A 26,343-nucleotide genomic window follows, 5' to 3' on the forward strand; every position below is an offset into this window, starting at 1 on the left:
AAATAATTATTTTAATATAAAAGCTCCCTTTTCATTTGTTTGATGGAAAGGGATTTTTTTATGCCTACATGTTTCTTTCCATCGTTTTACATACGATTTATAATTACTAGCGTCAGCAATGATGTATTTTGGCTTTAAACTGTCTGATGCACGGTTCAAATTTAGCCTTGGAGAATTTCGTAATAATATATAATCAGGTTGAAATGTAATGCCTTTATACACGGCGAGACTATCTATCACCAATATAGTTTTCTTATTATATTGATAAAGGTTTTGTAAGCTATCATTGTTAATAATAGTTATAGATTCGCCAACCTTATAGTAGGTTATAGCTTGATTATTATTGTACTGAATTGAATCTAAATTATGATTTATATTTAATGTTCTATTCTGTTTTTGGCCTAGAATTGTGTATCTGCTTTTATTAAAAATTATGAATGCATTATTTTGAGTTTTATAATGGTTGAAGAAACAAATACTTTGAAGCCCAATGATTAGAATAAGACTAATTGTTGTCCATTTAAAATTTCGATATTTATATACTTGTACTAAAGCTGTAATGATCAGATAACTTACAATAACTTGAGATATAGTAAAAGAGATGTCTCTTAAAAGAAAGCTTTCAAACTGAGCCACCCAAGCAATAAAGTTATTTAAGCAATCTATTATAAAGCTATAAATAACAACAATATAATGATGTGTAATATTTAGTAAGGCTAAGGCGATAATTATCATGCCTAAGCCTAGAATAAAGCCTAAAAATGGAATAACGACCAAATTCGAAATAAAAAATAAACCAGGGAATTGGTGAAAGTAAAATAAGCTTATGGGCACAACTCCAGCTTGGGCAGCTAATGTTACAGTGAAAATCTGCCATATTTTATTTGTTAATTTATATTTGGGTCTCCATAAGTTGTAGATTTTTGGTTGAATGCTAACAATACCTAAAACGGCCAAATAACTCATTTGAAAACCAACTGAAAACAAAAAATTAGGTTTAAATAAAAGGATTAGAAAAGCAGAAATTACTAAAGTATTATAAATGTTTGTGCCACGTTCGAAGTGTCTTGCAATAGTGATAATACTAAACATTAATACGGCTCGTGTTACAGAAGGTTTTAATCCAGCTATGATAGCAAAACTACACATAATGATAATCAAGATAAAAGGTCTTATATAATAACCATATTTAAGGTAGAGCAAAGGTTTAAATAAGTAATTAAGGATTATTAAGATAATCCCAATATGCAATCCAGAAACAGCTAAAATATGAACTGTACCAGAGTTAACATAATTGCTGTAAATCGTTTTGTCAATTGTTTGCCGCTGCCCGAGTAAAAGAGCATTCATAATACTTAATGCATCATCTTTAAAACCAGCCTCTATGAGTTTCGAGTTTATTTTAGTTCGTAATAAATCTGCATATCCATAAATAGTATGTTTAGAATTTGAAAGTTGTAAAATATTAGTTGAATTTAGATAGAGTTGATGATATACTTGTTGAAATTCTAAATATTTGTTGTAATCAAATTGATATGGATTTAAAGGTTTCTGAATAGTCTTTAATGTTGTTGAAGTATAGAAAAGATCATCAACATTATATGGTTTTATAATACTGTCTCGTTTTATATTTATCAGTAAAAGACCTATGGTTTTCTTGTCATTAACTGTTTTTATTGATACAATATACTTGTCGTTATAAAGGTCCGGTTTTAAACGCTCTTTAATTTGAAAGGTAATATTAGATACACTATTGTTAAAATTGTGATGTGTATAATGTCTTGGTCTTAGCTTATCATTTTGTAAGTTATAGGTAGTGATTCCGATACAAATTATACATAGATAAGTGAGAATAGTAAAAAGCGCAGAGTGATTAATTTTATGTCTTATTAGAAAAGCATAAAAGCCAATACATACAGTTAATCCAATAGAAAGATATAAGAAAACATAGAAATTTAGCACAAAATAATGTGCTGCAAGAATTCCTGCAACTAGACAAATAGTTAATTGTATTATAGTGAAATTCAGTAACTTCATTAATGTAAGTTACTAAAAATCTTCAACTTATGTTATTTGTTGTGGTTTGTAGTGTGAAGATAACTAGAGCTTTAGATGAGTTAATACTGAAATCATAGGGTGTTTTCAATACTATTATCTAGTAATAAAAGATTTGAAATTTAAAGAACACGTCTAGCCTGCACAAAAGCAAAATACCAATATTTTTCTGCTAGAGAAGAGGTCATTACACCTCTACTTGTTGATGCGTGAATAAATTCAACATTTCCAGTTCTAACATTAGTAACTATACCAACATGGTTTACTTTTCTGCTATTCTTACTCGTAGCAAAGAATAATAAATCACCAACATTAACTTCTTTTACATCTACCCAATCTCCGGTACTTTTAAGTCCAGAAGTACTTCTTGGTAAACTAACATCATATTTTTTAAAGCTTGTATAAATTAAACCAGAGCAATCCATTCCTTTTTTTGTTGTACCACCATATTTATAACGTGTACCATCAAAAGTTTGTGCATATTTTACAATGGTTTTTGCCTCAGAAGTCGCTTTTGAGTTTGTGTTTACATCAATCGTATGACTTTGTCTTGATGAGCTCGAAGCTGTTTTTTTAGACTTACAGCTACTTGCAAATATGAGTAGGAAAAGGATTGGGAATAATTTTTTCATATGTAGTTTTTGGGAATTTCTTTTTCGTGATTAGAAATTTAGTTATCGTGATTCTGAATTTGTGAAACAATCAATTTAGCAGTATTCTCACTAGCTCCTGTTCCTCCTAATATTTTTTCTAATTCATAATAATCTAAAAAGAGTTGTTCTCGTTTTTTAGAATCTAAAATAGCAATTAATTCTTTTTTAAGTCGCTTTTTATTTAAATCACCTTGAATTAATTCTGTAACCACTTCGCGATCCATAATAAGATTAACAAGAGAAATGTATTTTAAAGTAATAATGCGTTTTGCAATTTGATAAGAAATAGCATTTGCCTTGTAGCAAACGACTTGCGGAACTTTAAATAAAGCCGTTTCTAATGTTGCTGTACCAGATGTAACTAATGCAGCTGTAGAAATACTTAGCAAATCATAAGTTTTATTCGAAATAAAATTGATGTTATCATGTTTTATAAAAGGTTTATAAAATTCATAATCTTGGCTAGGTGCTCCTGCAATAACAAACTGATAGTCTTTAAAATCATCAACCAAGCTTAACATTACGCTAAGCATTTTAGTGATTTCTTGTTTTCTACTTCCTGGCAATAAAGCAATAATAGGAAGATCGCTTAAATTGTTTTCTTTTCTAAAAACACTATCATTAACTTGAGGTCTATCTGCTATGGCATCAATGAGTGGGTGACCAACAAAATTCACATCATAATCATACTTTTTGTAGAATGCTTTTTCAAAAGGTAGTATGCAGTACATGGCATCTACATTCTGTTTTATCTTTTCTACTCGGCTTGCTCTAGAGGCCCAAACTTGTGGAGAGATATAATAATGAGTTTTGTAATTAAGCTCTTTTGCCCACTTTGCAATTCTTAGGTTAAACCCAGAATTATCAATAAAAATAATGACATCAGGTTGAAATTTTTCAATATCAGATTTACAAAATTTAATAAGGCCTAAAATTTTTCTAAGATTAAAAATCACTTCAGCAAACCCCATAAATTGGCGTTCCTTATAATGCATCACCAATTCTCCGCCAACATTTTGCATAAGGTCTCCTCCCCAAAATCTTATGTTAGCTTCTTTGTCTTGTTTAAACAATGCTTTCATTAGGTTAGAACCATGCAAATCGCCTGAAGCTTCTCCAGAAATGATGTAGTATTTCATTTTAATTTTTTATTCAAAAGTTGATTATAATTCCCAAGTATTCAAACTTTGTATCGCATGGTGTGCAGTTAAGTCAAAATGAACTGGTACAACAGATACATATCCGTTTTCTAAAGCCCATTCATCAGTATCTTCACCTTCATCCATATTTACAAATTTACCAGTTAACCAATAATAATCGCGACCCATTGGGTTGGTACGTTTATCAAATTCTTCTTTCCAGTTAGCTTTTGCCTGTCTGCAAATTTTGATGCCTTTTATTTCTTCTTTTTTTAGATTTGGTAAATTCACATTTAATACAACACCTTCAGGTAAACCATGTTCTAAAACTTGTCTTGTAATAGTTTCTACAAAGGTTTTACAGTGTTCAAAATTAGCACTCCAATTATAATCTAAAAGTGAAAATCCTATGGCAGGGATTCCTTCAATACCAGCTTCAACAGCAGCACTCATTGTTCCTGAATAAATAACATTTATAGAAGAGTTTGAGCCGTGGTTTATTCCAGAAACACAAATATCTGGTCGTCTTTCTAATATTTCGTTAACCGCAAGTTTTACACAATCTACAGGTGTTCCAGAACAACTATATTCAGGTTGTTTTCCATCGATATTAACTTTTTCTATGTGTAAGGTAGAATTGATTGTGATGGAATGTCCTGTGGCACTTTGCGGACTGTCTGGTGCTACGACTACGACATCTCCAATTTGATTCATTACAGAAATCAAAGTTCTTATTCCTGGAGCAGTTATACCATCATCATTTGTGACTAAAATTAAAGGACGTGTAGACATTTTGTATTAAAATTTAATGAATTGTAAAAGTAATAAAAAAGGCTTCGGTTTAATAGTAATTGATACGTGTTGTTTTAGCTTAACTGTAGTGAGAATTATAATTATTAATGTTGAATTAGAAATGGTGTAATATTGGCTTTAACAAAAAAATAGGGTATCTATTTTTTATGGCATGGTTTTTTCATCTATTTTAGTGAAAAATTGAGAGCCTACTTTAATTAAAAAAGAAAAATAAGTACAATCATATTTTAAGTTTTTAGAAAAAAAGACTTAAATGCTGATGAAGACTTTTTTTGTAAAAACAAAAAAAAGAGAATGAAAGGGAAATATAAATTTTTATTATTGGCACTGTTAATAGCATTTGCCTCTTGCAGTTTTACAACTAAGAAATTTGAAGATCCAGATAAAGATAAATTGTTAATTCAACTTATTACTTATCTTCTAGATCAAGGTCATTTTGAACCAAAAGATATTAATGATGATTTTTCAGCACATGTTTTTGAAAATTATTTGAATAATTTAGATCCGTTTAAACGTTATTTTTATGAATCTGATATCAAAGAATTTGAAGCTTACAAAGAGAAAATCGATGATCAAATTAGAGCTTACGATGTATCTTTCTTTAATCTAACACACGAAAGATTATTAAAGCGTATTGCTGAATCTAAGGAGATTTATAAATCACTTTTAGATAAGCCTTTTGATTTTTCTAAAGAAGAATCATATAATTCAGATTATAAAAGCCTTACTTATGTTTCTAGCAAACGTGAAATGAAAGAGCGTTGGAGAAAACAATTAAAGTTTTCTACCATTGCAAATTATGACGAGGTTATTTCTAGTAAAGATGTAGATAACGATTCTGAATCTAATGAAGAAACAAAACCAAAGAAAGTTGAGTCTAAGAAATCTGAAAAGGAACTAGAGTCTGAAGCAAGATTATCAACTAAAAAATCGCTTGATGAACTTTATGATTATATTGATGATAGAGTACGTAACGATTGGTTTGCTGTTTATATCAACGCTATTGTAGAGGAATTTGATCCACATACTTTTTATTTTGCACCAGAAGACAAAGAGCGTTTTGATACAGATATCTCTGGTAAATTTGAAGGCATTGGTGCACGTTTACAGAAAAAAGTAGACGGAATTGTTGTTAACGAAATTATTAGTGGTGGTCCAGCTTGGAGAGCAGATGAATTAGAAGTTGGTGATCAAATTCTTAAGGTGAGACAAGGAGATGAAAAAGAAGCGGTTAATATTGTTGGTATGCGTTTAGATGATGCTATTAAATTTATAAAAGGACCTAAAGGAACTGTTGTAATCTTAACCTTAAAAAAAGTAGATGGTACTATTCAAGATATTTCTATTAAAAGAGATATCGTTGAGTTAGAAGAAACTTATGCTAAATCTTCAATAGTAAAAAAAGATGGTAAAACTTTCGGGGTTATTAATTTACCTAAATTTTATATCAGTTTTGAAGATTATAACGAACGAAATGCTGCTTCAGATATTAAACAAGAAATCATCAGATTAAAAAAAGAAGGTGTTGAAGGTTTAGTAATGGATTTAAGAAATAATGGAGGTGGATCTCTACAGACCGTAGTAGATATTGCAGGTTTATTTATAGAAGAAGGTCCTGTGGTGCAAGTGAAAACTACTGGAGAAGCAAAAGAGGTTCTAAAAGATAGAGATAAAGCTATTGTTTGGGATGGTCCTTTGGTTATATTAGTTAATGAACTTTCGGCATCTGCGTCAGAGATTCTAGCAGCTGCTATGCAAGATTATAAAAGAGGTATTGTTATAGGAAGTAAACAAACTTACGGAAAAGGTACTGTGCAATCAGTTATGGATTTAAATGGTATGGTGAAAAATAATACCAATGGAGATCTTGGAGCTTTAAAATTTACGACACAGAAATTTTATAGAATTAATGGAGGGTCAACACAATTAGAAGGTGTAAAGAGTGATGTTGTTGTTCCGGACCGTTACAGTTATATTGATATAGGAGAAAAAGATCAAGAAAATCCTTTACCATGGGATAAAATTGATGCTGCTGATTATGATGTTTGGACTAATTACTTTGATTACGATAATACTGTAAATAAAAGTAAAGCTCGTATGGCAGATAATCAACAATTAAAACTTATTGATGCTAACGCGCAATGGGTAAAGAAAATTAGAGATCGCGAATCTTATTCATTAAACTATGAGACCTATAAAAAGGAAATGGAAGTTAATGAAGAAGAGGCTAAGCGTTTTTCTAAACTTTCAGAGTATGAAACAAACTTAACATTTACGTCTCTACCATATGAGGTGAAGTTAATGGATGCTGATTCTATATTGATGGAGAAACGAGATAGATGGCATAAAAGTTTATCTAAAGATGTATATGTTGAAGAAGCTATTAATGTGCTTAACGACATGAAAATGTCTTATACCATTAAAGGTGGTGTAGCTAATTCAGTAAAGAACTAATACTATTTAATTAAAAGAAATTTTATATAATGAAACGTGTTTTAAACGTTTTATTTAGAGATTTCTAATTAAGAGATGGATGTCTAATAAAAATAATTCATTATCAAAACTGGCGCTTCAAAAGTTTAAAAAAAACTTTTGGGGCGTTTTTAGTTTGAGTATAATTGCCTGTATTGGCTTGCTTTCTGTGTTTGCTTATGTTTTTGCGCCAGATGCTTCAATAAATGCGAATCAGATGCATTTGTCCATTCATTCTAAATCTCCTGGTTTTAAAGTTGAAATGCTAACGATTCCTTCTGGTATTGAGTCGGGACAAAATATTTTTTCAAAACTATCTTTTGGAGAAAATAATACGGATACCGAAATTCCAATTTCATCATATAAAGTAAAAGGTGATGTATTGCATTATATAGAGTATGCTTCAGATGGATTGCAAGGGCAAGAAAAGCAACTTGAGCTATCACGTTTTTCTAACTCAAACTATAAAGATTATATAGATACGCGAAGTTTTATTTTTGGTACAGATAAATATGGTAGAGATTATTTAAGTAGAATTTTAATAGGCTCGCGTATTTCATTCTTTATCGGTTTTGTAGCTGTTTTTATTTCACTAATTGTAGGTCTTTTAATGGGGAGCTTAGCGGGTTACTATGGAGGTAAAATTGATGCTTTTATAATGTGGATTATTAATATTACGTGGTCTATTCCTACCTTATTATTAGTGATAGCAATAACCTTAGCTTTAGGAAAGGGATTTTGGCAAGTTTTTATTGCTGTTGGTTTAACGATGTGGGTAGAAGTGGCAAGAGTTGTAAGAGGGCAAATTATCAGTGCTAAAGAAATGCAGTACGTAACTGCAGCAAGAGCTCTAGGTTATAATGATTATAGAATAATCACTAAACACATATTGCCCAATATTTTTGGGCCTTTAATTGTTATTTCTGCGGCTAATTTTGCAGCAGCTATTTTAATAGAGAGTGGATTGAGTTTTTTAGGTATTGGAGCTCAGCCACCAATGGCAAGTTGGGGAGCTATGATAAAAGATCATTACAACTATATTATTTTAGGTAAACCCTATTTAGCCTTAATACCAGGATTGTGTATTATGTTGCTGGTAATGGCTTTTATGTTAGTGGGTAATGCTTTGCGTGATGCTTTAGATGTAAAGTCTTAGAATTATTGATTAGCACGTAGCTGTTCAATTTCTTCATTAGTAGCTTCTATAAAATCTAATACGCTATCTTTTCCTATGCTTTTAGATGAAGATGTTACGAAATATTGAGGTAATTCTTCCCAGAAATTTAAAAGCTCTTTACAATAGTCTTCAACATGGCGTTCAATAGCCATAGGTTTCAGTTTGTCAGCTTTAGTGAATATAATTCCAAACGGGATTTCGCTTTCACCTAAATATTGCATAAACTCTAAATCTATAGGTTGTGGCTTATGTCTAATATCTACTAAAACAAAAGCAGAAACTAATTGTGTACGTTTCTCAAAATAATCTGTAATAAATTTTTGAAATTTTTGCTTTGAAGATTTTGAAACACGAGCATATCCATATCCTGGTAAATCAACTAAATACCAACTGTCATTTATAGCAAAATGATTGATTAATTGTGTTTTTCCTGGTCGTCCAGAAGTTTTTGCTAGACTTTTACGATCAGTAATCATATTGATTAATGATGATTTTCCAACATTACTTCGTCCTATAAATGCATATTCTGGCATATTATTTTTAGGACATTTTGAGACTTCAGAATTACTAACTATAAATTCAGCTGATTTTATTTTCATGGTACTTCCTGCGAAAACAGAAATTTTTTAAATCTTATCTATTCATTTCGATGTTTTTCGAAGATGAAGATATTAGATAAGAATATTTTTAATTTTTTATCTTAACAATATATCCTTCTTTTGAGGAAGGATTATGATGGGATTTTAGAATCCACGTTTTTCAAGCCAGCTAAACAAAATTTTATTAAACTCATCTGGATGCTCCATCATTGCAGCATGTCCACATTTATCAATCCAATATAATTCTGAGTCTGGTAATAATTCATGAAACTCTTCAGCGACTTCAGGTGGTGTTACGTGATCATTTTTACCCCAAATAATACAGATTGGAATATCCATGTTAGGTAAATCCTTAGCCATATTATGTCTAATAGCACTTTTGGCAATAGCTAAAGTTTTAATTAGTTTGTTTCTGTCGTTTACGGTTTCGTAAACTTCATCTACAATTTCTTTAGTTGCTACAGCAGGATCGTAAAAAACTTCCTGAGCTTTCTTTTTCATAACTTCGTAATCACTTCGCTTTGTGTAACCGCCTCCCATGGCGCTTTCATAAAGTCCAGAACTTCCAGTAATAATAAGTGCTTTTATTTTTTCTGGGTATAATTTTGTGTGGTATAGACCAATGTGTCCACCAAGAGAATTTCCTAATAAGATAACATCTTCAAGACCTTTAAATTCAATAAAGTCTCTAAGGTAATTAGCAAAGCTTTTTACGTTAGTTTTTAAAAGTGTCATGCTGTAGATCGGTAGCTCTGGTATAATGACTTTATAGCCTTTTGAGCTAAAGAATTTAGTTACTCCGTCAAAATTACTGAGGCCTCCCATTAAGCCATGCAACACAATAATTGGTTTGCCTTCGCCTACTTCAATATATCTAAATTCCTTTTCTTTTTTTAAAAGGTGTGCCATTTGCAAATACGTACTTATGTGTTAGTAACAAATATAACTATTTCCATCAGAATATAAATAATATGTGGGAAATATCAATGTTTTTTATCTAATGATACAAGATATTGATGGTGTTAATAATTCCCACCAAAAGAAACTGTGCTCACAAGACGAATTTATTGACATTGAGTAATATCTCATGGGATTTGATATAAAACTTATCAACAAATGTGGTAGTAAGTGGTAAAAAGTGGTGTTTTTTTCAATATCTTTGAATTTGAATCGTTAAAGTGGTAAAAGAAATCTTTTGAATTCATTTATAGGGACATACGAATGTAAAGCGGATGCTAAAGGAAGGCTAATGATACCTGCTGTGCTTAAAAAACAGCTTTCATCAGCTTTGCAAGATGGATTTGTTTTAAAGCGAGCTGTTTTTCAGCCTTGTTTAGAATTGTATCCGATGTCTGAGTGGAATAAAATGATGGAAAAATTAAATAAACTTAATCGCTTTAAGAAAAAGAATAATGATTTTATAAGACGTTTTACAGCGGGTGTTAAAATTGTAGAGGTAGATAGTGCTGGCCGTTTATTGATTCCGAAAGACTTAATTAGTTTTTCTGGGATTTCTAAAGAAGTGGTTTTGGCGTCTGCGGTTAATATTCTTGAGATTTGGGATAAAAATAAATACGAACAAGCTATTGATGATGCGGCTTCAGATTTTGCAGATTTGGCCGAGGATGTCATGGGACAAGATGAAGACGATAATGGATTATCATAATGCAGTATTACTAAAAGAAACAGTAGATGGTTTAGCTATTAAGCCAGATGGTGTTTATGTAGATGTCACTTTTGGAGGTGGTGGTCATAGTCGTGAAATCTTATCTAGATTAGGTCCTAACGGAAAATTATATGCTTTTGATCAGGATAAAGATGCTTTAGAAAATGCTATCGATGACGAAAGGTTTGTGCTTATTAATGAGAACTTCAGATTTGTAAAAAGATTTTTAAGGTTTTATGGCGTGAAAGAGGTTGATGGTGTTTTGGCTGATTTCGGAGTTTCTTCTCATCAATTTGATGTTGCAGAACGTGGTTTTTCAACTCGATTTGAAGCGGATTTAGATATGCGAATGAATCAGGGGAGTAAGTTATCTGCTTTTGAGGTTATTAATAATTATGAAGAAGAAGATATAAGGGCGGTCTTGTTTCAATATGGTGAATTACGAAATGCACCTGCAATGGCTAAAGTGATTGTTGAGGAAAGGAAAAATGCAGAGATTAAAACAAGTGAGCAATTAAAGGCGGTTTTAAAACCTTTTTTAAATCATCAAAAGGAGAATAAAGTTTTGGCTCAGATTTATCAGGCGATTAGAATTGAGGTAAATCAAGAAATTGAAGTTTTAAAAGAATTATTACTTCAGATGCCAGAAGTCTTAAAAAAAGAAGGAAGGTTGAGTTTTATCTCTTATCACTCTTTAGAGGATCGATTGGTAAAACGATTTATAAGGAATGGATTGTTTGAAGGAGAACCGGAGCGAGATGTTTTTGGGAATTTTGAAGTTCCCTTAAAAAAAGTAGGTGGATTGATTGTTCCTTCAAAAGAAGAAATAAAAATAAATAATAGGGCCAGGAGCGCGAAACTTAGGATTGCTAAAAAAATATGAGAAAAGGCATATACAGCATATTAAAAGGGAAGTTTCTAGTCAGTGATGATTCGTTTAAAAATTGGCGTATCATCATTTTTATTTCTATTCTGGCAATTGTTATGATAGCAAGTTCGCATAGTGCGGATCAAAAAGTTTATCAAATAGCTAAGTTAACAAATGAAGTAAAAGAATTGCGTTCAGCTTTTGTTGATAAAAGAGGGAAGTTAATGCAGCTTAAAAAAGAATCGTTTGTAGAAGCGGTAGTCGTAAAAAAAGGAATTGGGATTTCCTTAAACCCACCAACAAAAATCATAGTAAAATCACAAGAAGAGTAAGTTTTGGCAATAACTGAGAAAAACATATTACACAGATTATATTTCGTTACAGGCTGCATGTTTGTATTCGCTATGGCTGTGGTGTTTAAATTAGTGACTATTCAGTTTGTTCAAGGTGATAAATATAGGGCACTCGCTGATAAGCGTACGTTAGAGAATTTTGATATTCCTGCAAACCGTGGTAATGTGTATTCTGCAGACGGTAGTTTGCTAGCGACTTCTATTCCTAAATATGATATTAGAATTGATGCTGTTCAGGCTAAAGATGCAACGTTCGAGAAATATATTGGTGCTTTGGCAGATTCACTTTATCTATTTAGAAAAAAGCAAAAGCCAGTATCATATTATAAAAATATAATTCGTAAAGCTCGAAAAAATAAAAATAGATATTTCTTATTAGCTCGAAATTTGAGTTATTCAGATTATATAAGAATGCGCAATTTTCCTTTATTGAGTCTTGGTGCTATTAAGGGAGGTTTAATTGTAGAGCAAACTACAAAACGTGAACATCCGATGGGTGGAATAGCGGAGCGTACAATTGGTTACGAAAGAGAGGATGAAAATGGGAATTTTACGAGACCAGGAATCGATGGTGCTTTTGGTGTTAAATATTTACAAGGTACAAACGGAAAGCGTTTAAAGCAGAAAATAGGTAACGGACAATGGAAACCTATTGCTGATTTTGATCAAGTAGAACCTCAAGATGGTTATGATGTTTATACAACGATAGATGTTAATATTCAAGATATAGCACATCATTCTTTGTTAAAACAATTAGAGTATTACAAAGCTGACCACGGTTGTGTAGTTGTAATGGATGTGAAAACAGGTGAAATAAAGGCGATTTCAAACCTTGGGAGAAATAAAAAAGGTGGTTATTATGAGCGCTTAAATTATGCTGTAGGAGAGAGTCATGAGCCTGGATCTACTTTTAAAGTAATGGCTATGATGGCAGCTTTAGAAGATAAGGTTATTGATACATCTACGGTTATAGATACTAAAAAAGGAAGGAAATCTTTTCATGGGCGTGTAATTACGGATTCGGGTAAAGGTTTTGGTAAAATTTCTGCTGCAAGAGCTTTAGAGGTGTCTTCTAATATTGGTTTAGCAACGATTATTGATGAAAATTATGCAAAACAGCCAGAGAAGTTTTTAGATCGGTTAAGTTCTTGGAAATTAGATCAGCCTTTAGGTGTTGCTATCATTGGAGAAGGAAAACCAGATATTCCAAAACCTGGAGCTTCAAACTGGAGTAGAAATGCATTGCCTTCTATGGCTTATGGTTATAATCTTAGAATGACGCCGCTTCAAACTTTGGCATTTTATAATGCTATTGCTAATGGTGGTGAATTAATAAAACCTCGATTTTTAAAATCGGTAAAATCTTTTGATAAGGATATCGAAGTCTTTAAAAAAGAAGTGATAGTAGAGGAAATATGTTCAGATGAAACCTTAGCTGAAGTTCAAGATATGCTGAAGAATGTTGTTATCCGTGGTACAGGAAGACGTATGTATTCAGAAACATTTTCTATGGCTGGTAAGACAGGTACGGCAAGAACGGATTATGCTGATTATGAAAAGTGGAGAAAAGACAGAAAATATGTGTCGTCTTTTGCGGGTTATTTTCCGGCAGACAATCCTAAGTATTCATGTATCGTGGTTATTCATCAGCCAAGTACAAAAGTAGGGTTTTATGGTGCAGATGTTTCGGGTCCAGTATTTAAAAGAATTGCTCAGAAAATATATACAGACACGCCAATTATAGATGAGGTTAAAATGCTAGATTTTAAAGATGATTTGGTGAATAAAGATTATGAAAGCTATTACGAAAACGCACGAAAGTATAAAGAATTAATGCCAAGTGTTGTGGGTATGCCTGCGATGGATGCAATTGCATTATTAGAGAATTTACATATTGATGTGAGAGTGAGATTAACAGGAAGTGGAGTTGTGAAAAAGCAATCTGTGAAAAAGCATGAAAAATTACAAACGAATCAAACTATTGTTTTAGAAGCGTCATGATGGTGTTAAAGGACATATTATATAAAGTTACTATAGATACTGTTATTGGTGATACAAGCGCAGCTGTGGGTAAAATAGAATTCGATTCACGTTTAGTTGAGGTTAGTGATGTTTTTGTAGCAATTTCGGGGTCTATAACTGATGGTCATAATTATATTGAAAAAGCGATTAAAGATGGTGCGGTAGCTATTGTATGCGAAATACTTCCTGAGAATTTAGAAAAGGGAATCACATATATTAAAGTTGAGAATTCTCATCAAGCTTTGGCTTATATGGCTGCTAATTTTTATGAACATCCTTCTGAGAATCTAAAATTGGTTGGTGTAACTGGTACTAATGGTAAAACAACAGTTTCTAGTTTATTATATCAGTTGTTTAAAAAAGCAGGTTATAAAGTTGGGTTGCTATCTACCGTGAAAATTATGGTTGGTGATAACGAATATAAAGCAACACATACAACACCAGATTCATTGACTATTAATAAATATTTACAGTTAATGAATGATGAAGGTGTAGAGTTTTGCTTTATGGAAGTGAGTTCTCATGGTATTCATCAAAAACGAACTGAAGGTTTAAAGTTTGAAGGTGGAATTTTTACGAATCTTTCTCACGATCATTTAGATTATCACGCAACGTTTGCTGAGTATAGAGATGTTAAAAAAGCATTTTTCGATCAGTTGCCAAAAGAAGCATTTGCTTTAACGAATAGCGATGATAAAAATGGCCTTGTTATGTTGCAGAACACAAAAGCGAAAAAACATACTTACGCTTTAAAGAGTTATGCAGATTATAGAGCGCAGATATTAGAAAATGAATTTAGTGGTTTACTGTTAAAAGTAAATGATAGTGAATTATGGACGCGATTAATAGGAAGTTTTAATGCTTATAATATTCTAGCTATTTATGGAACAGCTGAATTATTAGGATTAGATAGAGACGAAATATTAAGATTGATAAGTGAGCTTGAAAATGTCTCAGGACGTTTTCAGTATTTCATTTCAGAAGGAAAAATTACAGCGATTGTTGATTATGCACATACGCCAGATGCGTTAAAAAATGTATTAGAAACAATCAATAATATTAGAACTAAAAACGAAGAGCTAATTACGGTTGTTGGTTGTGGTGGTAATCGTGATAAAACAAAACGACCAGAAATGGCGCATATCGCTTCTGCTTTAAGTACTAAAGTGATATTAACAAGCGATAATCCAAGAAATGAGGTTCCTGAAACTATAATAGAAGAAATGGAAGCGGGTGTTGAGCCACAGAATTTTAAAAAGACGTTATCAATTACAGATAGAAAGCAAGCTATAAAAGCGGCTTGCCAAATGGCAGGAGAAAAAGATATTATTCTTATTGCAGGAAAAGGGCATGAGAGTTATCAAGAAATTAAAGGTGAACGTTTTGATTTTGATGATTATAAAATTGTTCAAGATTATTTAAAACAATTGCAGAAATAAAACGAAAAACAATAACAAAGAATGTTGTATTACTTATTTGAATATCTAGAAAAACAGTTCCAATTACCGGGAGCATCACTTTTTGGGTTTATAACCTTTAGGGCTGCTGTGGCTATGATATTATCGTTGTTAATTTCTACGATTTATGGTAAACGCATTATTCGATTTTTGCAAAAGCAACAAGTTGGAGAAACGATTAGGGATTTAGGTTTAAAAGGTCAAGTAGAAAAAGCTGGGACTCCAACAATGGGGGGAATCATCATTATACTGGCAACGCTTATTCCTGTTTTGTTATTAGCTAAGCTAGAAAATATTTATATCATCCTTTTAATTGTAACGACATTATGGATGGGTGCTATTGGGTTTTTAGATGATTATATCAAGAAATTCAAAAACGATAAGGAAGGTTTAAAAGGAAAGTTTAAAGTGCTTGGGCAAGTTGGACTAGGGATTATAGTGGGTGCAACATTATTTTTTAATAATGATGTTACTATTAAGGAGAAGTTGCCAATTCAACAGCAAAATGAATTAAGAATAGCGAACCCAGGAGTGCAAGGAGCTAAGTTATTTAAGCCGGAAGAGAAATCAACCAAAACAACAATTCCATTTTTAAAGGATAATGAATTTGATTATTCAGATTTGATTACTTGGATTCATCCAGGTTTAGAAAAATATGCTTGGGTAGTTTTTATTCTAGTTACCATTTTTATTATCACGGCTGTATCTAATGGTGCTAATCTTACGGATGGAATCGATGGACTCGCCGCAGGAACGTCAGCCATTATTGTATTGACATTAGGGATTTTTGCGTGGGTTTCTAGTAATATCGTTTTTTCAGATTACTTAGATATCATGTATATCCCAAGGGCGGAAGAAATAACAATTTACATCGCTGCCTTTGTGGGAGCGTTAATCGGTTTCTTGTGGTATAATACGTTTCCTGCTCAGGTTTTTATGGGAGATACAGGAAGTTTAACAATTGGTGGGATTATCGCAGTTATCGCAATTGCAATTCGTAAAGAATGGTTGATTCCTGTGTTATGCGGAATTTTCTTAGCAGAGAATCTGTCAGTTGTTTTGCAAGTGAGTTATTTTAAGTATACAAGAAAAAAGTTTGGTGTCGGTAGGCGTATTTTTAAAATGTCGCCATTGCATCATCACTATCAGAAATCGGGTTATCACGAAAGTAAGATTGTAACTCGCTTTTGGATTGTTGGAATTTTACTTGCTATTATAACAATGGTAACCTTGAAAATTAGATAATGAAAAGGTTAGTCATTCTTGGTGGAGGAGAAAGTGGTGTAGGTACAGCGCTTTTAGGAAAAGCAAAAGGATACGATGTATTTGTATCAGACAAAGGAGAGATTAAAGAAAAATATAAAAACGTTCTTTTAAATAATGAGATTGAATTTGAAGATGAAAAGCATACGGAATCAAAAATTTTGAATGCAGACATCATCATGAAAAGTCCTGGTATTCCAGATAAAGTGGCTTTGGTGAAACAAATTCGTGAAGCAGGAGTTACTATAGTTTCAGAAATTGAATTCGCATCAAAATTTACTGAGGCGACTTTAGTTGCTATTACTGGTAGTAATGGTAAAACAACAACAGCAACACTTACAGATTATATTCTAAAACAAGAATTAGATGTTGGGTTAGCTGGAAATATTGGTGATAGTTTCGCGAAGCAAATTTTAGAAAAAAACTATGATAACTATGTTTTAGAAATCAGCAGTTTTCAATTGGATGATATTAAAGATTTCAAACCTAAAATTGCAGTTATAACTAATATTTCGCCAGATCATTTAGATCGTTACGATTATAAGTTTGAAAACTATATCGCTTCAAAATTTAGAGTTGTAGAGAATCAAACAGAAGATGATTATTTTATATACGATTCAGATGATGATGTCATTTTAGAGTATATGAAAACGCATCAAATTCAATCAAAAAAACTGCCTTTTTCATTAACAAAAGTTATTGAGCAAGGCGCGTATTTAGAAAACAACAAGATAATAATAACAATAGATAATAATAAAATCATTATGCCAACAAATAATTTAGCATTAGAAGGAAAACACAATGTAAAGAATGCAATGGCAGCTTCTACTGTTGCGTATTTACTTAAAATAAGAAAACAAACTATCCGTGAGAGTTTAGAGAACTTTCAAGGTGTAGAGCACCGTTTAGAAAGCGTATTAAAGATTAATAAGGTTCAATATATAAATGACTCGAAGGCTACAAATGTAAACGCAACGTACTTTGCTTTAGAAAGTATGTCTGCACCTACAGTTTGGATCGTTGGAGGTGTTGATAAAGGAAATGAGTATAGAGAGCTATTTCAATTCATTAACGAAAAAGTAAAAGCAATCATCTGCTTAGGTGTTGATAACGCTAAGCTTATGGATTCTTTCGGTAAAATGGTTGATGTGATTGTAGAAACACAATCTATGACTGAGGCTGTGAAGATGGCGTACAAATTAGCTGATGCTGGAGATAATGTATTGTTGTCACCTGCTTGTGCTAGTTTCGATTTATTTGAGAATTACGAAGATAGAGGACGTCAATTTAAAAATGCAGTAAGAAATTTATAATAGATTGTCATTCCTGTGGAAACGGGAATTTAAAAAGGATATGAGTAATTAGATTTCTGTTTTACAGGAATAACAAAAAAGTAAATGCAAAACTTAATTAAACAAATAAAAGGAGATAGAGCCATTTGGGCTATAGTCACATTGTTGGCTATATTTTCTTTTTTACCTGTTTATAGTGCGGCTAGTAATTTGGCTTATCATGGAGGGAATACGAGTACATTTTCGTTCTTCATAAAGCATTTTATGCATTTGTTTTTGGGCTTTGTTATCATGTTTGGTGTACACAAAGTACCTTATAAATACTTCCGTGGGTTATCAATTGTAATGATTCCTATTGTATTTGTGTTATTGTTAATTACCATGTTGCAAGGAACCACTATTGATGGTGCAAATGCGAGTCGTTGGATACAGATTCCTATTGTTGGTATGTCTTTTCAAACATCGACTTTGGCAGCCGTAGTTTTAATGGTTTATGTGGCAAGATATCTGTCAAAAATAAAAGATAGGGAAGTTAAGTTTACAGAATCTATTTTGCCTTTATGGGCACCTATATTTTTAATTTTAATACTCATTCTCCCTGCTAACTTTTCTACAACAGCAATCGTGTTTACTATGATTATGATGTTGTCGTTTGTGGGTGGGTATCCAATTAAATATTTGCTGTTAATGGTTTTGACCGGTGTTGTGGCTTTAACCATATTTATATTAGTAGCAAAAGCATTTCCTGGTGTTATGCCCAACCGTGTTGATACTTGGATAAGTAGAATTGAGAATTTTTCAAATGGAGAAGATACAGAAGCAGATTATCAAATAGAGAAAGCTAAAATTGCGATTGCAACGGGGATTACACCATTAGGTCCAGGGAAAAGTATTCAAAAGAACTTTTTACCACAATCTTCTTCCGATTTTATTTTTGCAATTATTATTGAAGAATATGGCTTATTTGGAGGTGTTTTTCTATTGGGTTTATACTTGTGGTTGTTATTAAGAATCATTGTTGTCAGTCATAAATCAGATACCATTTTTGGTCGATTATTAGTTTTGGCAGTTGGTTTGCCTATTGTGTTTCAGGCCTTGTTAAATATGGGGGTTGCTGTAGAGTTATTTCCTGTTACGGGTCAAACATTACCTTTAATAAGTAGTGGAGGAACATCGATTTGGATGACGTGTTTATCCATCGGAATTATATTAAGTGTTAGTGCTAAGCGCGAAGAGTTAAAGGAACAAGAGGATGCTGAAGATAATCCTTTATCTATTTTAAGTGAAGCGATTTAATAAAGAGAATAAAAAGAAATTATAATACAGATTGAAAAATAATAAAACATATCGATTTATCCTTTCAGGAGGAGGTACAGGAGGACATATTTATCCTGCAATTGCGATTGCAGATGAATTAAAGTCACGCTATCCTGATGCCGAATTCCTTTTTGTAGGAGCTTCCGATCGTATGGAAATGGAAAAAGTACCGCAAGCGGGATATAAGATTGAAGGGTTATGGATTTCTGGAATTCAACGAAAGTTAACGTTGAAAAACTTAGCATTTCCTTTTAAACTGATCAGTAGTTTGTGGAATTCTCGTAAGATTATAAAATCATTTAAGCCTGATGCCGTTGTTGGTACAGGTGGTTTTGCAAGTGGTCCATTGTTACAAGTGGCAGCGTCAAAAGGAATACCGAGTTTAATTCAAGAACAAAATTCGTTTCCAGGAATTACCAATAAGTTGTTAGCAAAAAAAGTAAATACAATCTGTGTGGCTTATGATGGATTGGAGCGATTTTTTCCAAAAGAGAAAATTAAATTAACAGGAAACCCAATCCGAAAAGATTTATTGCAAGTCAAAAATAAGACTGCTGAAGGTAAAGTCGCTTTTAAATTAGAAGAAGGAAAACAAACCCTTTTAGTGTTAGGGGGAAGTTTAGGAGCAAGACGAATTAACCAACTTATCGAGGCAAATATCGATTTTTTTGAAACTCAAAATATTCAAGTGATTTGGCAATGCGGAAAACTGTATTATGATCAGTATAAAAAATATGATGATCATAAAAATATTCAGGTTCATGCTTTTTTAAATCAAATGGATTTGGCTTATGCGGCTTCAGATATTATTATCTCTAGAGCAGGAGCGATTTCAGTTTCAGAATTGTGTATTGTAGGAAAGCCTGTTGTTTTTATTCCGTCACCAAATGTGTCAGAAGATCATCAAACTAAAAATGCAAAATCGGTTGCAGATAAAAATGCAGCGATTTTAATAAGGGAAAAAGATTTAGATACTGATTTTCAAAATGAATTTTCAGAATTGATCTCAAACGAAAATAAAACAAAAGAATTAAGTAAAAATATTGAAGCTTTATCATTGGTAAATGCAACAAAGGATATTGTTGATGAAGTTGAGAAAATGTTAAGTAAGTAATGAATTTCGAAAATATAAATAACGTCTATTTTATTGGTGTCGGAGGAATCGGAATGAGTGCAATTGCGCGCTATTTTGTAGCTAATGGCAAACAAGTAGGTGGTTATGATAAAACACCTACGGACATTACAAATGCGCTTCAGGATTTGGGTGTTGCCATTCATTTTAATGATGATGTTTCGGAAATTGATACTCCATTTTTAAATGCAGAATCTACTTTAGTGATTTATACACCGGCAATTCCAAAAGGCCATTCGGAATTTGAATATTTTAAAGCTAATAATTTTAATATTTTAAAACGCTCAGCGATTTTAGGAGAGATTACAAGACAAACTTTTTGTTTAGCTGTAGCTGGAACCCATGGTAAAACCACAACAACAAGTATTTTGGGGCATTTGCTTAATGCTTGTAATAGTCCTGTAACTGCTTTTTTAGGTGGAATAAGTGAGAATTACAATTCAAACTTAATCTTAAACGGAACCGAAGTTACGGTGGTTGAAGCAGATGAGTTTGATCGTTCGTTTCTAACTTTATCGCCAGACCTAGCCTGTATTACATCTATGGATGCTGATCATTTGGATATTTATGGAAGTGCTGAAGAGTTAGTAAAGAGTTTTAAGGATTTTTCAGAATGTATAAAGCCAGGTGGAAAACTATTTGTAAAAAAAGGTTTGCCTTTAAGCGGAATTACTTACGGTATAGAGGATGATGCAGATTACTGTGCTCAAAATATCTCTATAGAAAACGGAAGCTATATTTTCGATTTAAAAACGCCTAAAGGTTTACATAAAGGTTTTAAGTTTAATTTACCAGGGAGACATAATTTATCTAATGCAACAATTGCATTGGCTATGGCTGCAGAATACGGTTGTTCTTATGAGGATCTTAAAGTTGCTTTAGAATCGTATAAAGGTGTGAAGCGTAGATTTACTTATCAGATAAAGACTGAAGATTTTGTGTTTATAGATGATTATGCACATCATCCTGAAGAGATAAAAGCAGTGCATCACGCCGTTAGAGAGATGTATCCAGGAAAGAAAGTGTTAGCTGTTTTTCAGCCTCATTTATTTAGTAGAACAAAAGATTTTATAGATGAATTTGCTGAGAGCCTTTCAAAATTCGACGAATTATTACTTTTAGATATCTATCCTGCAAGAGAATTACCAATTGAAGGTGTAACCTCTAAATGGCTTTTAGATAAGATTAAAAACACGAATAAAAAATTAGTTGAGAAAGCAAATATAATAGATGAAATTAAGGCATCAAATGCTCAAGTGGTATTAACTATTGGGGCAGGAGATATAGGGCAGGAAGTGAAACTTATAAAAGAAGCGTTCTATGTCGAAAATTAATTTTAATTATATAAAAGTCATTGGGTTAATTATTGTAGTTGGCTTTTTGTTTGCATTTTCTAATCAAAGAAATAAGGTAAGAAAAGTCGGTAAGCCAAGCATTACGTTTTTGGGTGAAAATACAATGTTTATTACAGAAGCTAATGTTAGTAAATTGTTAATACAAAATCAAGAACCTGTATCAGAGCTATCTAAAGATATTATAGATTTGGACCAATTAGAATTGGCCCTAAATTATAATCCTATGATCAGGCAAGCCGAAGTGTTTATGTCAGTAAACGGTGGGCTTTCAGCCGAAATTAAACAAAAAAAACCTATAGCAAGAGTTAACACAAATGCATCATATTATATAGATGAAGAAGGTGGTTTTATGCCTTTGTCTTATAATTATGCTGCAAGAGTTCCACTCGTCACTGGAAATATTAAGAAAAATAAGCTTGATACTGTCTATCAATTTGCGAAATTTGCAGACGGAGATGATTTCTTAAAAAAACATGTCATTGAGATTCGTCAGAATAATGATGACACCATCGATTTCAAAATTCGAAAAAGTGATTTTACGGTTCATATAGGAACTTTAAAAAATCTCAAAAAAAAGATAAACAATTTTAAGGCTTTTTACCAAAAAGCATTTAAAGACCAAATTTTAGACCACTATGCTGTAGTGAATTTAAAGTTTGATAAACAAGTTATTTGCACCAAAAAGTAAGCTATGGACAAACATCATATTTCAGTAGGTCTAGATATAGGAACCACAAAGATTGTGGCCATGATTGGTCGCAAAAACGAGTACGATAAAGTTGAGATTTTAGGTTTAGGTAGGGCTAAAAGTATGGGGGTGCATCGTGGTGTTGTTAATAATATAATGCAAACGATCCAATCTATACAACAAGCTGTGCAAGAAGCTGAGGCTGCTGCAAACGAAAAAATTGTAGATGTAACTGTAGGTATTGCAGGTCAACATATTCGAAGTTTGCAACATAGTGATTATATCACAAGGCCAAACTCTGATGATGTTATTGATGAAGAAGATATAGATCGTTTAATTAACCAAGTACATAAATTGGTTATGCTTCCTGGTGAAGAGATTATTCATGTTTTACCTCAAGAATATAAGATTGATGGTCAGGCTGAAATTACAGAGCCTATCGGTATGTATGGAGGACGTTTAGAAGCTAATTTTCATGTAGTCGTTGGTCAGGTCTCTTCTATTAGAAATGTTGGACGTTGTATTAAAAGTGCAGGTCTAACTTTAGATGGTATTACATTAGAGCCATTAGCATCTGCAAATGCAGTTTTAAGCAGAGAAGAAAAAGAAGCAGGAATTGCGCTAATTGATATAGGAGGAGGAACAACAGATTTAGCTATTTTTAAAGATGGTATAATTCGTCATACAGCTGTAATCCCTTTCGGTGGTAATGTAATTACTGAAGATATAAAAGAAGGTTGCTCAATTATAGAAAAACAAGCAGAGCTTTTAAAAGTAAGGTTTGGATCGGCATGGCCAGGTGAAAATAAAGATAATGAAATTGTATCTATTCCTGGATTAAGGGGAAGAGAGCCAAAAGAAATAACATTAAAGAATTTGTCTAAAATTATTCACGCTAGAGTTGTGGAAATTATAGAACAAGTTTATGTTGAAATAAAAAATTACGGTCACGACGAGCAGAAGAAAAAACTAATCGGCGGAATTGTATTAACAGGTGGTGGAGCACAATTAAAGCATTTAAAGCAATTAGTTGAATATATCACCGGTATGGATACCAGAATTGGATATCCAAATGAGCATTTAGCAGGTGAAAGTGATGAAGATATTGCTAGTCCATTATTTGCTACCGCAGTAGGTTTAGTGATGGATGGTTTAAAACGTCAAGAACGAAAAAAAGCTGAAGCTATTGAAGAACAAGAGCAGGTTATTGAAGAACCTATAATTGAAGATGACGTTGTAGATGAAGAAGAGGAAGTAGTAGTTGAGCCAAAGCCAATAAAAGAGCGCCGTTCGTTTTTAGATAAATTAACTGAAGGCATAAAAGATTTTTTAGATAAAACAGAATAATACGTAGTGATGACTGTTAAGTTATCTAAGTAATTATATTAAAGAGTAGGACAACTTAAAAATTGTCTGTATTGAAAAAGAATAGAATAAATAGTAAACCCATAATAATTATGAGTAATAGCAACGAATTTGGAAATATCTCATTCGATTTACCTAAGCACAAATCAAATGTGATTAAGGTTGTCGGTGTAGGTGGTGGTGGTAGTAACGCTATAAACCACATGTTTCAACAAGGCATAAAAGGTGTAGATTTTGTAATCTGTAATACAGATTCTCAAGCCCTACACAATAGCGGTGTGCCTAATAAAATACAATTAGGTGTCAATTTAACCGAAGGTCTAGGAGCAGGTGCAAATCCAGATGTAGGAGAACAAGCAGCAATAGAAAGTTCAGAAGACATTCGTAGAATGTTAGATACCAATACTAAAATGGTATTTATCACAGCCGGAATGGGTGGTGGTACTGGTACTGGTGCAGCTCCTGTTATTGCGAAAATGGCAAGAGAACTAGAGATCTTAACGGTTGGTATTGTTACCATGCCTTTTGGATTTGAAGGTAAAATGCGAAATGAACAAGCACAGCGTGGTATTGAAAAATTACGTCAGCAAGTAGATTCATTGGTTGTTATTAATAATAATAAACTTCGTGAGGTTTATGGAAATCTTGGTTTTAAAGCTGGTTTTTCAAAAGCAGATGAAGTATTAGCTACCGCTTCACGTGGTATTGCAGAAGTAATTACACATCACTATACTCAGAATATTGATTTACGTGATGCTAAAACAGTATTAAGTAATAGTGGAACAGCGATTATGGGATCGGCTACTGCTTCAGGTCAAACTAGAGCACAAGAAGCTATTATGAATGCTTTAGATTCACCTTTACTTAACGATAATAAAATTACTGGTGCCAAAAACGTATTGTTGCTAATCGTTTCTGGTTCACAAGAAATTACTATTGATGAAATCGGTGAAATTAACGATCATATTCAATCAGAAGCAGGATATGGTGCCAATATTATTATGGGTGTTGGTGATGATGAAGAACTACAAGAATCAATTTCTGTAACGATTATCGCAACAGGTTTTGATCTTGATCAACAGAATGAAATTTCTAATACTGAAACAAAAAAAGTAGTTCATGCTTTAGAGGAAGCTTCTGAAGCCGATGTAAGTACTCAAGAAAAAACACCTGCTATTATCACTCCAGATATTGTTTTAGAAGAAAAAAAACCAGATCCTGTTGTTCGTCATACGTTATTAGTTGAAGAAGAAGTAGAAGAGGTGAAAATCCAATCTAAAGTAGAAACAACTCACGAAACAAATTTAATTAAGACAACAGACTTTTTAAAGAATATGAATGTTGTTTATGATGAGGTTTTAGATTCTAAACCACAAGCTATAACTGAGCCAGAAGATTTTATAATTACAACTCCAATTGTAAATAAAGCGGAGACGATTGAGCCTGAGCCAGAAGAACAAATAACTTTAACTTTCGATTTACCAATATCTAACAATATTCCAAAGGAAGTAGAAGAGGAGAAGAAAGAAGAGAAAATGTTTTTTAGCCTTGATGAAGATATTAACGAGATAAAAGTTAATGAACCTGTAGAGGTGAAATCAGTAGCGAAAATTAATGAAGAAGGTGAAAAGCGTTATCAGTTAGGTGATTTTGAAACAACTCCTTCTTCTGTAAATACAAAGAAAGAAAAAGTAGAAGTTAAAGAAGAAGTTGTTTTTGTACAGAAAACAATTACTACAGAGGAATCTAAAGTCGTAGCTGATGAAGAGATTGATCCGATGAACAGTCCTATTTCTGATTTGTTGATTTCTCGTGCAGATGAACGTAGAAGAAAGATGAAAGATTTCAACTATAAGTTTAATACTGCTAAGATTAATGAAATAGAAAAAGTACCTGCTTACAAGAGACAAGGTGTTAATTTAGAAGATGCTCAGCATTCTTCTCAAACTAAAGCCTCTAGAATGTCTGTTGGTACAGATGAAAATGATGATATTCAATTAAGAAGTAATAATTCATTTTTACATGATAATGTAGATTAATAATAGACTCTAATCTATAACATAATTAAATCCAAAAAGAGATATTCTCTTTTTGGATTTTTTGTTTATAATAGGTGTTTATTAGAACTTATCTTATGTGTCCTCATGGAAACTTTTAGTATCTTTGGGCTTCTTAAATAAAGAACAAAATTATGAGTTTACAAGTTGATATTATGACTGCAATGAAGGCAGCGATGAAAGGAAAAGATCAAACAGCTTTAGCTGCTTTAAGAGCTGTAAAATCAGAAATATTATTAGCACAAACAGCTACTGGATCTAAAGAAGAAATTTCTGCAGAAGAGGAAATAAAAATATTATCTAAAATGGTTAAGCAGCGTAAAGATAGCGCCGCTATATTTTTAGAACAAGATCGTAACGATTTAGCTGAGCCAGAATTAGCACAAGCAGAAATTATTAGTAAATTTTTACCAGCACAACTATCTGAAGAGGAAATTACTGTAGTAGTAATAAAAACTATTGCTACAACTGGAGCAGAAGGTATGAAAGATATGGGTAAAGTTATGGGAATGGTAAGTAAAGAATTAGCTGGTAAAGCTGATGGAAAAACCATTTCTAATATTGTTAAGGCTAAATTGTCTTAGGTATAAATATAAATAA

At 32.4% G+C, this 26,343-nt stretch carries 22 protein-coding genes; 16 read left to right on the forward strand and 6 right to left on the reverse strand.

Annotated elements, in window-relative coordinates:
• Positions 1-6 precede the first annotated feature (6 nt).
• From HSX10_RS01585 to surE, 4 genes are all read right to left on the reverse strand, one after another.
• Positions 7-2,037: a ComEC/Rec2 family competence protein gene (locus HSX10_RS01585; RefSeq protein ID WP_173586445.1), complete on the reverse strand. Its 2,031-nt coding sequence runs from the start codon at positions 2,035-2,037 to the stop codon at positions 7-9.
• Between the two features lie 140 nt (positions 2,038-2,177).
• Positions 2,178-2,687 (reverse strand): C40 family peptidase, encoded by a 510-nt coding sequence (locus HSX10_RS01590; protein WP_173586446.1) that lies wholly within the window; start codon positions 2,685-2,687, stop codon positions 2,178-2,180.
• Between the two features lie 38 nt (positions 2,688-2,725).
• On the reverse strand, positions 2,726-3,847 hold the full coding sequence (gene lpxB, locus HSX10_RS01595; protein ID WP_173586447.1) for a lipid-A-disaccharide synthase: 1,122 nt from the start codon (positions 3,845-3,847) through the stop codon (positions 2,726-2,728).
• 24 nt (positions 3,848-3,871) lie between these two features.
• Entirely contained in the window at positions 3,872-4,639 is a 768-nt protein-coding gene (surE, locus tag HSX10_RS01600) for a 5'/3'-nucleotidase SurE (RefSeq protein ID WP_173586448.1), read from the reverse strand.
• 315 nt (positions 4,640-4,954) lie between these two features.
• Between surE and HSX10_RS01605 the strand changes: the two genes are divergently transcribed.
• Both HSX10_RS01605 and HSX10_RS01610 read left to right on the forward strand, forming a co-directional pair.
• Entirely contained in the window at positions 4,955-7,114 is a 2,160-nt protein-coding gene (locus HSX10_RS01605; RefSeq protein WP_173586449.1) for a carboxy terminal-processing peptidase, read from the forward strand.
• 79 nt (positions 7,115-7,193) lie between these two features.
• Complete coding sequence (locus HSX10_RS01610) at positions 7,194-8,288, forward strand: ABC transporter permease (RefSeq protein WP_173586450.1); 1,095 nt, start codon at positions 7,194-7,196, stop codon at positions 8,286-8,288.
• 2 nt (positions 8,289-8,290) lie between these two features.
• Here the strand turns inward: HSX10_RS01610 and yihA are convergent, their stop codons facing one another.
• Complete coding sequence (gene yihA / locus HSX10_RS01615; RefSeq protein ID WP_173586451.1) at positions 8,291-8,908, reverse strand: ribosome biogenesis GTP-binding protein YihA/YsxC; 618 nt, start codon at positions 8,906-8,908, stop codon at positions 8,291-8,293.
• A 144-nt stretch (positions 8,909-9,052) separates the two neighbouring features.
• The gene (locus HSX10_RS01620) at positions 9,053-9,817 is read right to left on the reverse strand and encodes an alpha/beta fold hydrolase (RefSeq protein WP_173586452.1); all 765 of its coding nucleotides are present in this window, start codon (positions 9,815-9,817) and stop codon (positions 9,053-9,055) included.
• Positions 9,818-10,103: 286 nt separating this feature from the next.
• Here HSX10_RS01620 and mraZ point away from each other — a divergent pair, with 286 nt between their 5' ends.
• From mraZ to HSX10_RS01690, 14 genes are all read left to right on the forward strand, one after another.
• Complete coding sequence (gene mraZ / locus HSX10_RS01625) at positions 10,104-10,574, forward strand: division/cell wall cluster transcriptional repressor MraZ (RefSeq protein WP_173586453.1); 471 nt, start codon at positions 10,104-10,106, stop codon at positions 10,572-10,574.
• Positions 10,561-11,457 carry a 16S rRNA (cytosine(1402)-N(4))-methyltransferase RsmH gene (gene rsmH, locus HSX10_RS01630; RefSeq protein ID WP_173586454.1) on the forward strand — a complete coding sequence of 299 codons (897 nt, stop codon included), beginning with the start codon at positions 10,561-10,563 and terminating at the stop codon, positions 11,455-11,457. The genes mraZ and rsmH overlap by 14 nt, the downstream gene beginning before the upstream one ends.
• Complete coding sequence (locus HSX10_RS01635) at positions 11,454-11,774, forward strand: FtsL-like putative cell division protein (protein WP_173586455.1); 321 nt, start codon at positions 11,454-11,456, stop codon at positions 11,772-11,774. The genes rsmH and HSX10_RS01635 overlap by 4 nt, the downstream gene beginning before the upstream one ends.
• A 57-nt stretch (positions 11,775-11,831) precedes the next feature.
• Positions 11,832-13,796, forward strand: coding sequence for a penicillin-binding protein (locus HSX10_RS01640; protein WP_173586598.1), 1,965 nt, complete (start codon positions 11,832-11,834; stop codon positions 13,794-13,796).
• Entirely contained in the window at positions 13,793-15,256 is a 1,464-nt protein-coding gene (locus tag HSX10_RS01645; protein ID WP_173586456.1) for a UDP-N-acetylmuramoyl-L-alanyl-D-glutamate--2,6-diaminopimelate ligase, read from the forward strand. The genes HSX10_RS01640 and HSX10_RS01645 overlap by 4 nt, the downstream gene beginning before the upstream one ends.
• A gap of 21 nt (positions 15,257-15,277) precedes the next feature.
• Complete coding sequence (gene mraY / locus HSX10_RS01650; protein WP_173586457.1) at positions 15,278-16,519, forward strand: phospho-N-acetylmuramoyl-pentapeptide-transferase; 1,242 nt, start codon at positions 15,278-15,280, stop codon at positions 16,517-16,519.
• The gene (gene murD / locus HSX10_RS01655) at positions 16,519-17,850 is read left to right on the forward strand and encodes a UDP-N-acetylmuramoyl-L-alanine--D-glutamate ligase (RefSeq protein WP_173586458.1); all 1,332 of its coding nucleotides are present in this window, start codon (positions 16,519-16,521) and stop codon (positions 17,848-17,850) included. The genes mraY and murD overlap by 1 nt, the downstream gene beginning before the upstream one ends.
• Positions 17,851-17,934: 84 nt before the next feature.
• Complete coding sequence (locus tag HSX10_RS01660) at positions 17,935-19,125, forward strand: FtsW/RodA/SpoVE family cell cycle protein (protein WP_173586459.1); 1,191 nt, start codon at positions 17,935-17,937, stop codon at positions 19,123-19,125.
• Positions 19,126-19,156: 31 nt separating this feature from the next.
• Complete coding sequence (murG, locus tag HSX10_RS01665) at positions 19,157-20,260, forward strand: undecaprenyldiphospho-muramoylpentapeptide beta-N-acetylglucosaminyltransferase (RefSeq protein ID WP_173586460.1); 1,104 nt, start codon at positions 19,157-19,159, stop codon at positions 20,258-20,260.
• A complete protein-coding gene (gene murC, locus HSX10_RS01670; RefSeq protein ID WP_173586461.1) occupies positions 20,260-21,612 on the forward strand; it encodes a UDP-N-acetylmuramate--L-alanine ligase in 1,353 nt (450 codons plus the stop codon). The genes murG and murC overlap by 1 nt, the downstream gene beginning before the upstream one ends.
• Positions 21,599-22,321, forward strand: a complete 723-nt coding sequence (locus HSX10_RS01675) for a cell division protein FtsQ/DivIB (RefSeq protein ID WP_173586462.1) — start codon at positions 21,599-21,601, stop codon at positions 22,319-22,321. Before murC ends, HSX10_RS01675 begins: the two co-directional genes overlap by 14 nt.
• 3 nt (positions 22,322-22,324) lie before the next feature.
• Positions 22,325-23,668, forward strand: coding sequence for a cell division protein FtsA (ftsA, locus tag HSX10_RS01680; RefSeq protein ID WP_173586463.1), 1,344 nt, complete (start codon positions 22,325-22,327; stop codon positions 23,666-23,668).
• Between the two features lie 110 nt (positions 23,669-23,778).
• The gene (gene ftsZ / locus HSX10_RS01685; RefSeq protein ID WP_173586464.1) at positions 23,779-25,725 is read left to right on the forward strand and encodes a cell division protein FtsZ; all 1,947 of its coding nucleotides are present in this window, start codon (positions 23,779-23,781) and stop codon (positions 25,723-25,725) included.
• 152 nt (positions 25,726-25,877) lie between these two features.
• Positions 25,878-26,327: a GatB/YqeY domain-containing protein gene (locus tag HSX10_RS01690; protein ID WP_173586465.1), complete on the forward strand. Its 450-nt coding sequence runs from the start codon at positions 25,878-25,880 to the stop codon at positions 26,325-26,327.
• Positions 26,328-26,343 lie beyond the last annotated feature (16 nt).

Source organism: Winogradskyella undariae (genome assembly GCF_013285155.1).
Classification (GTDB): domain Bacteria; phylum Bacteroidota; class Bacteroidia; order Flavobacteriales; family Flavobacteriaceae; genus Winogradskyella; species Winogradskyella undariae.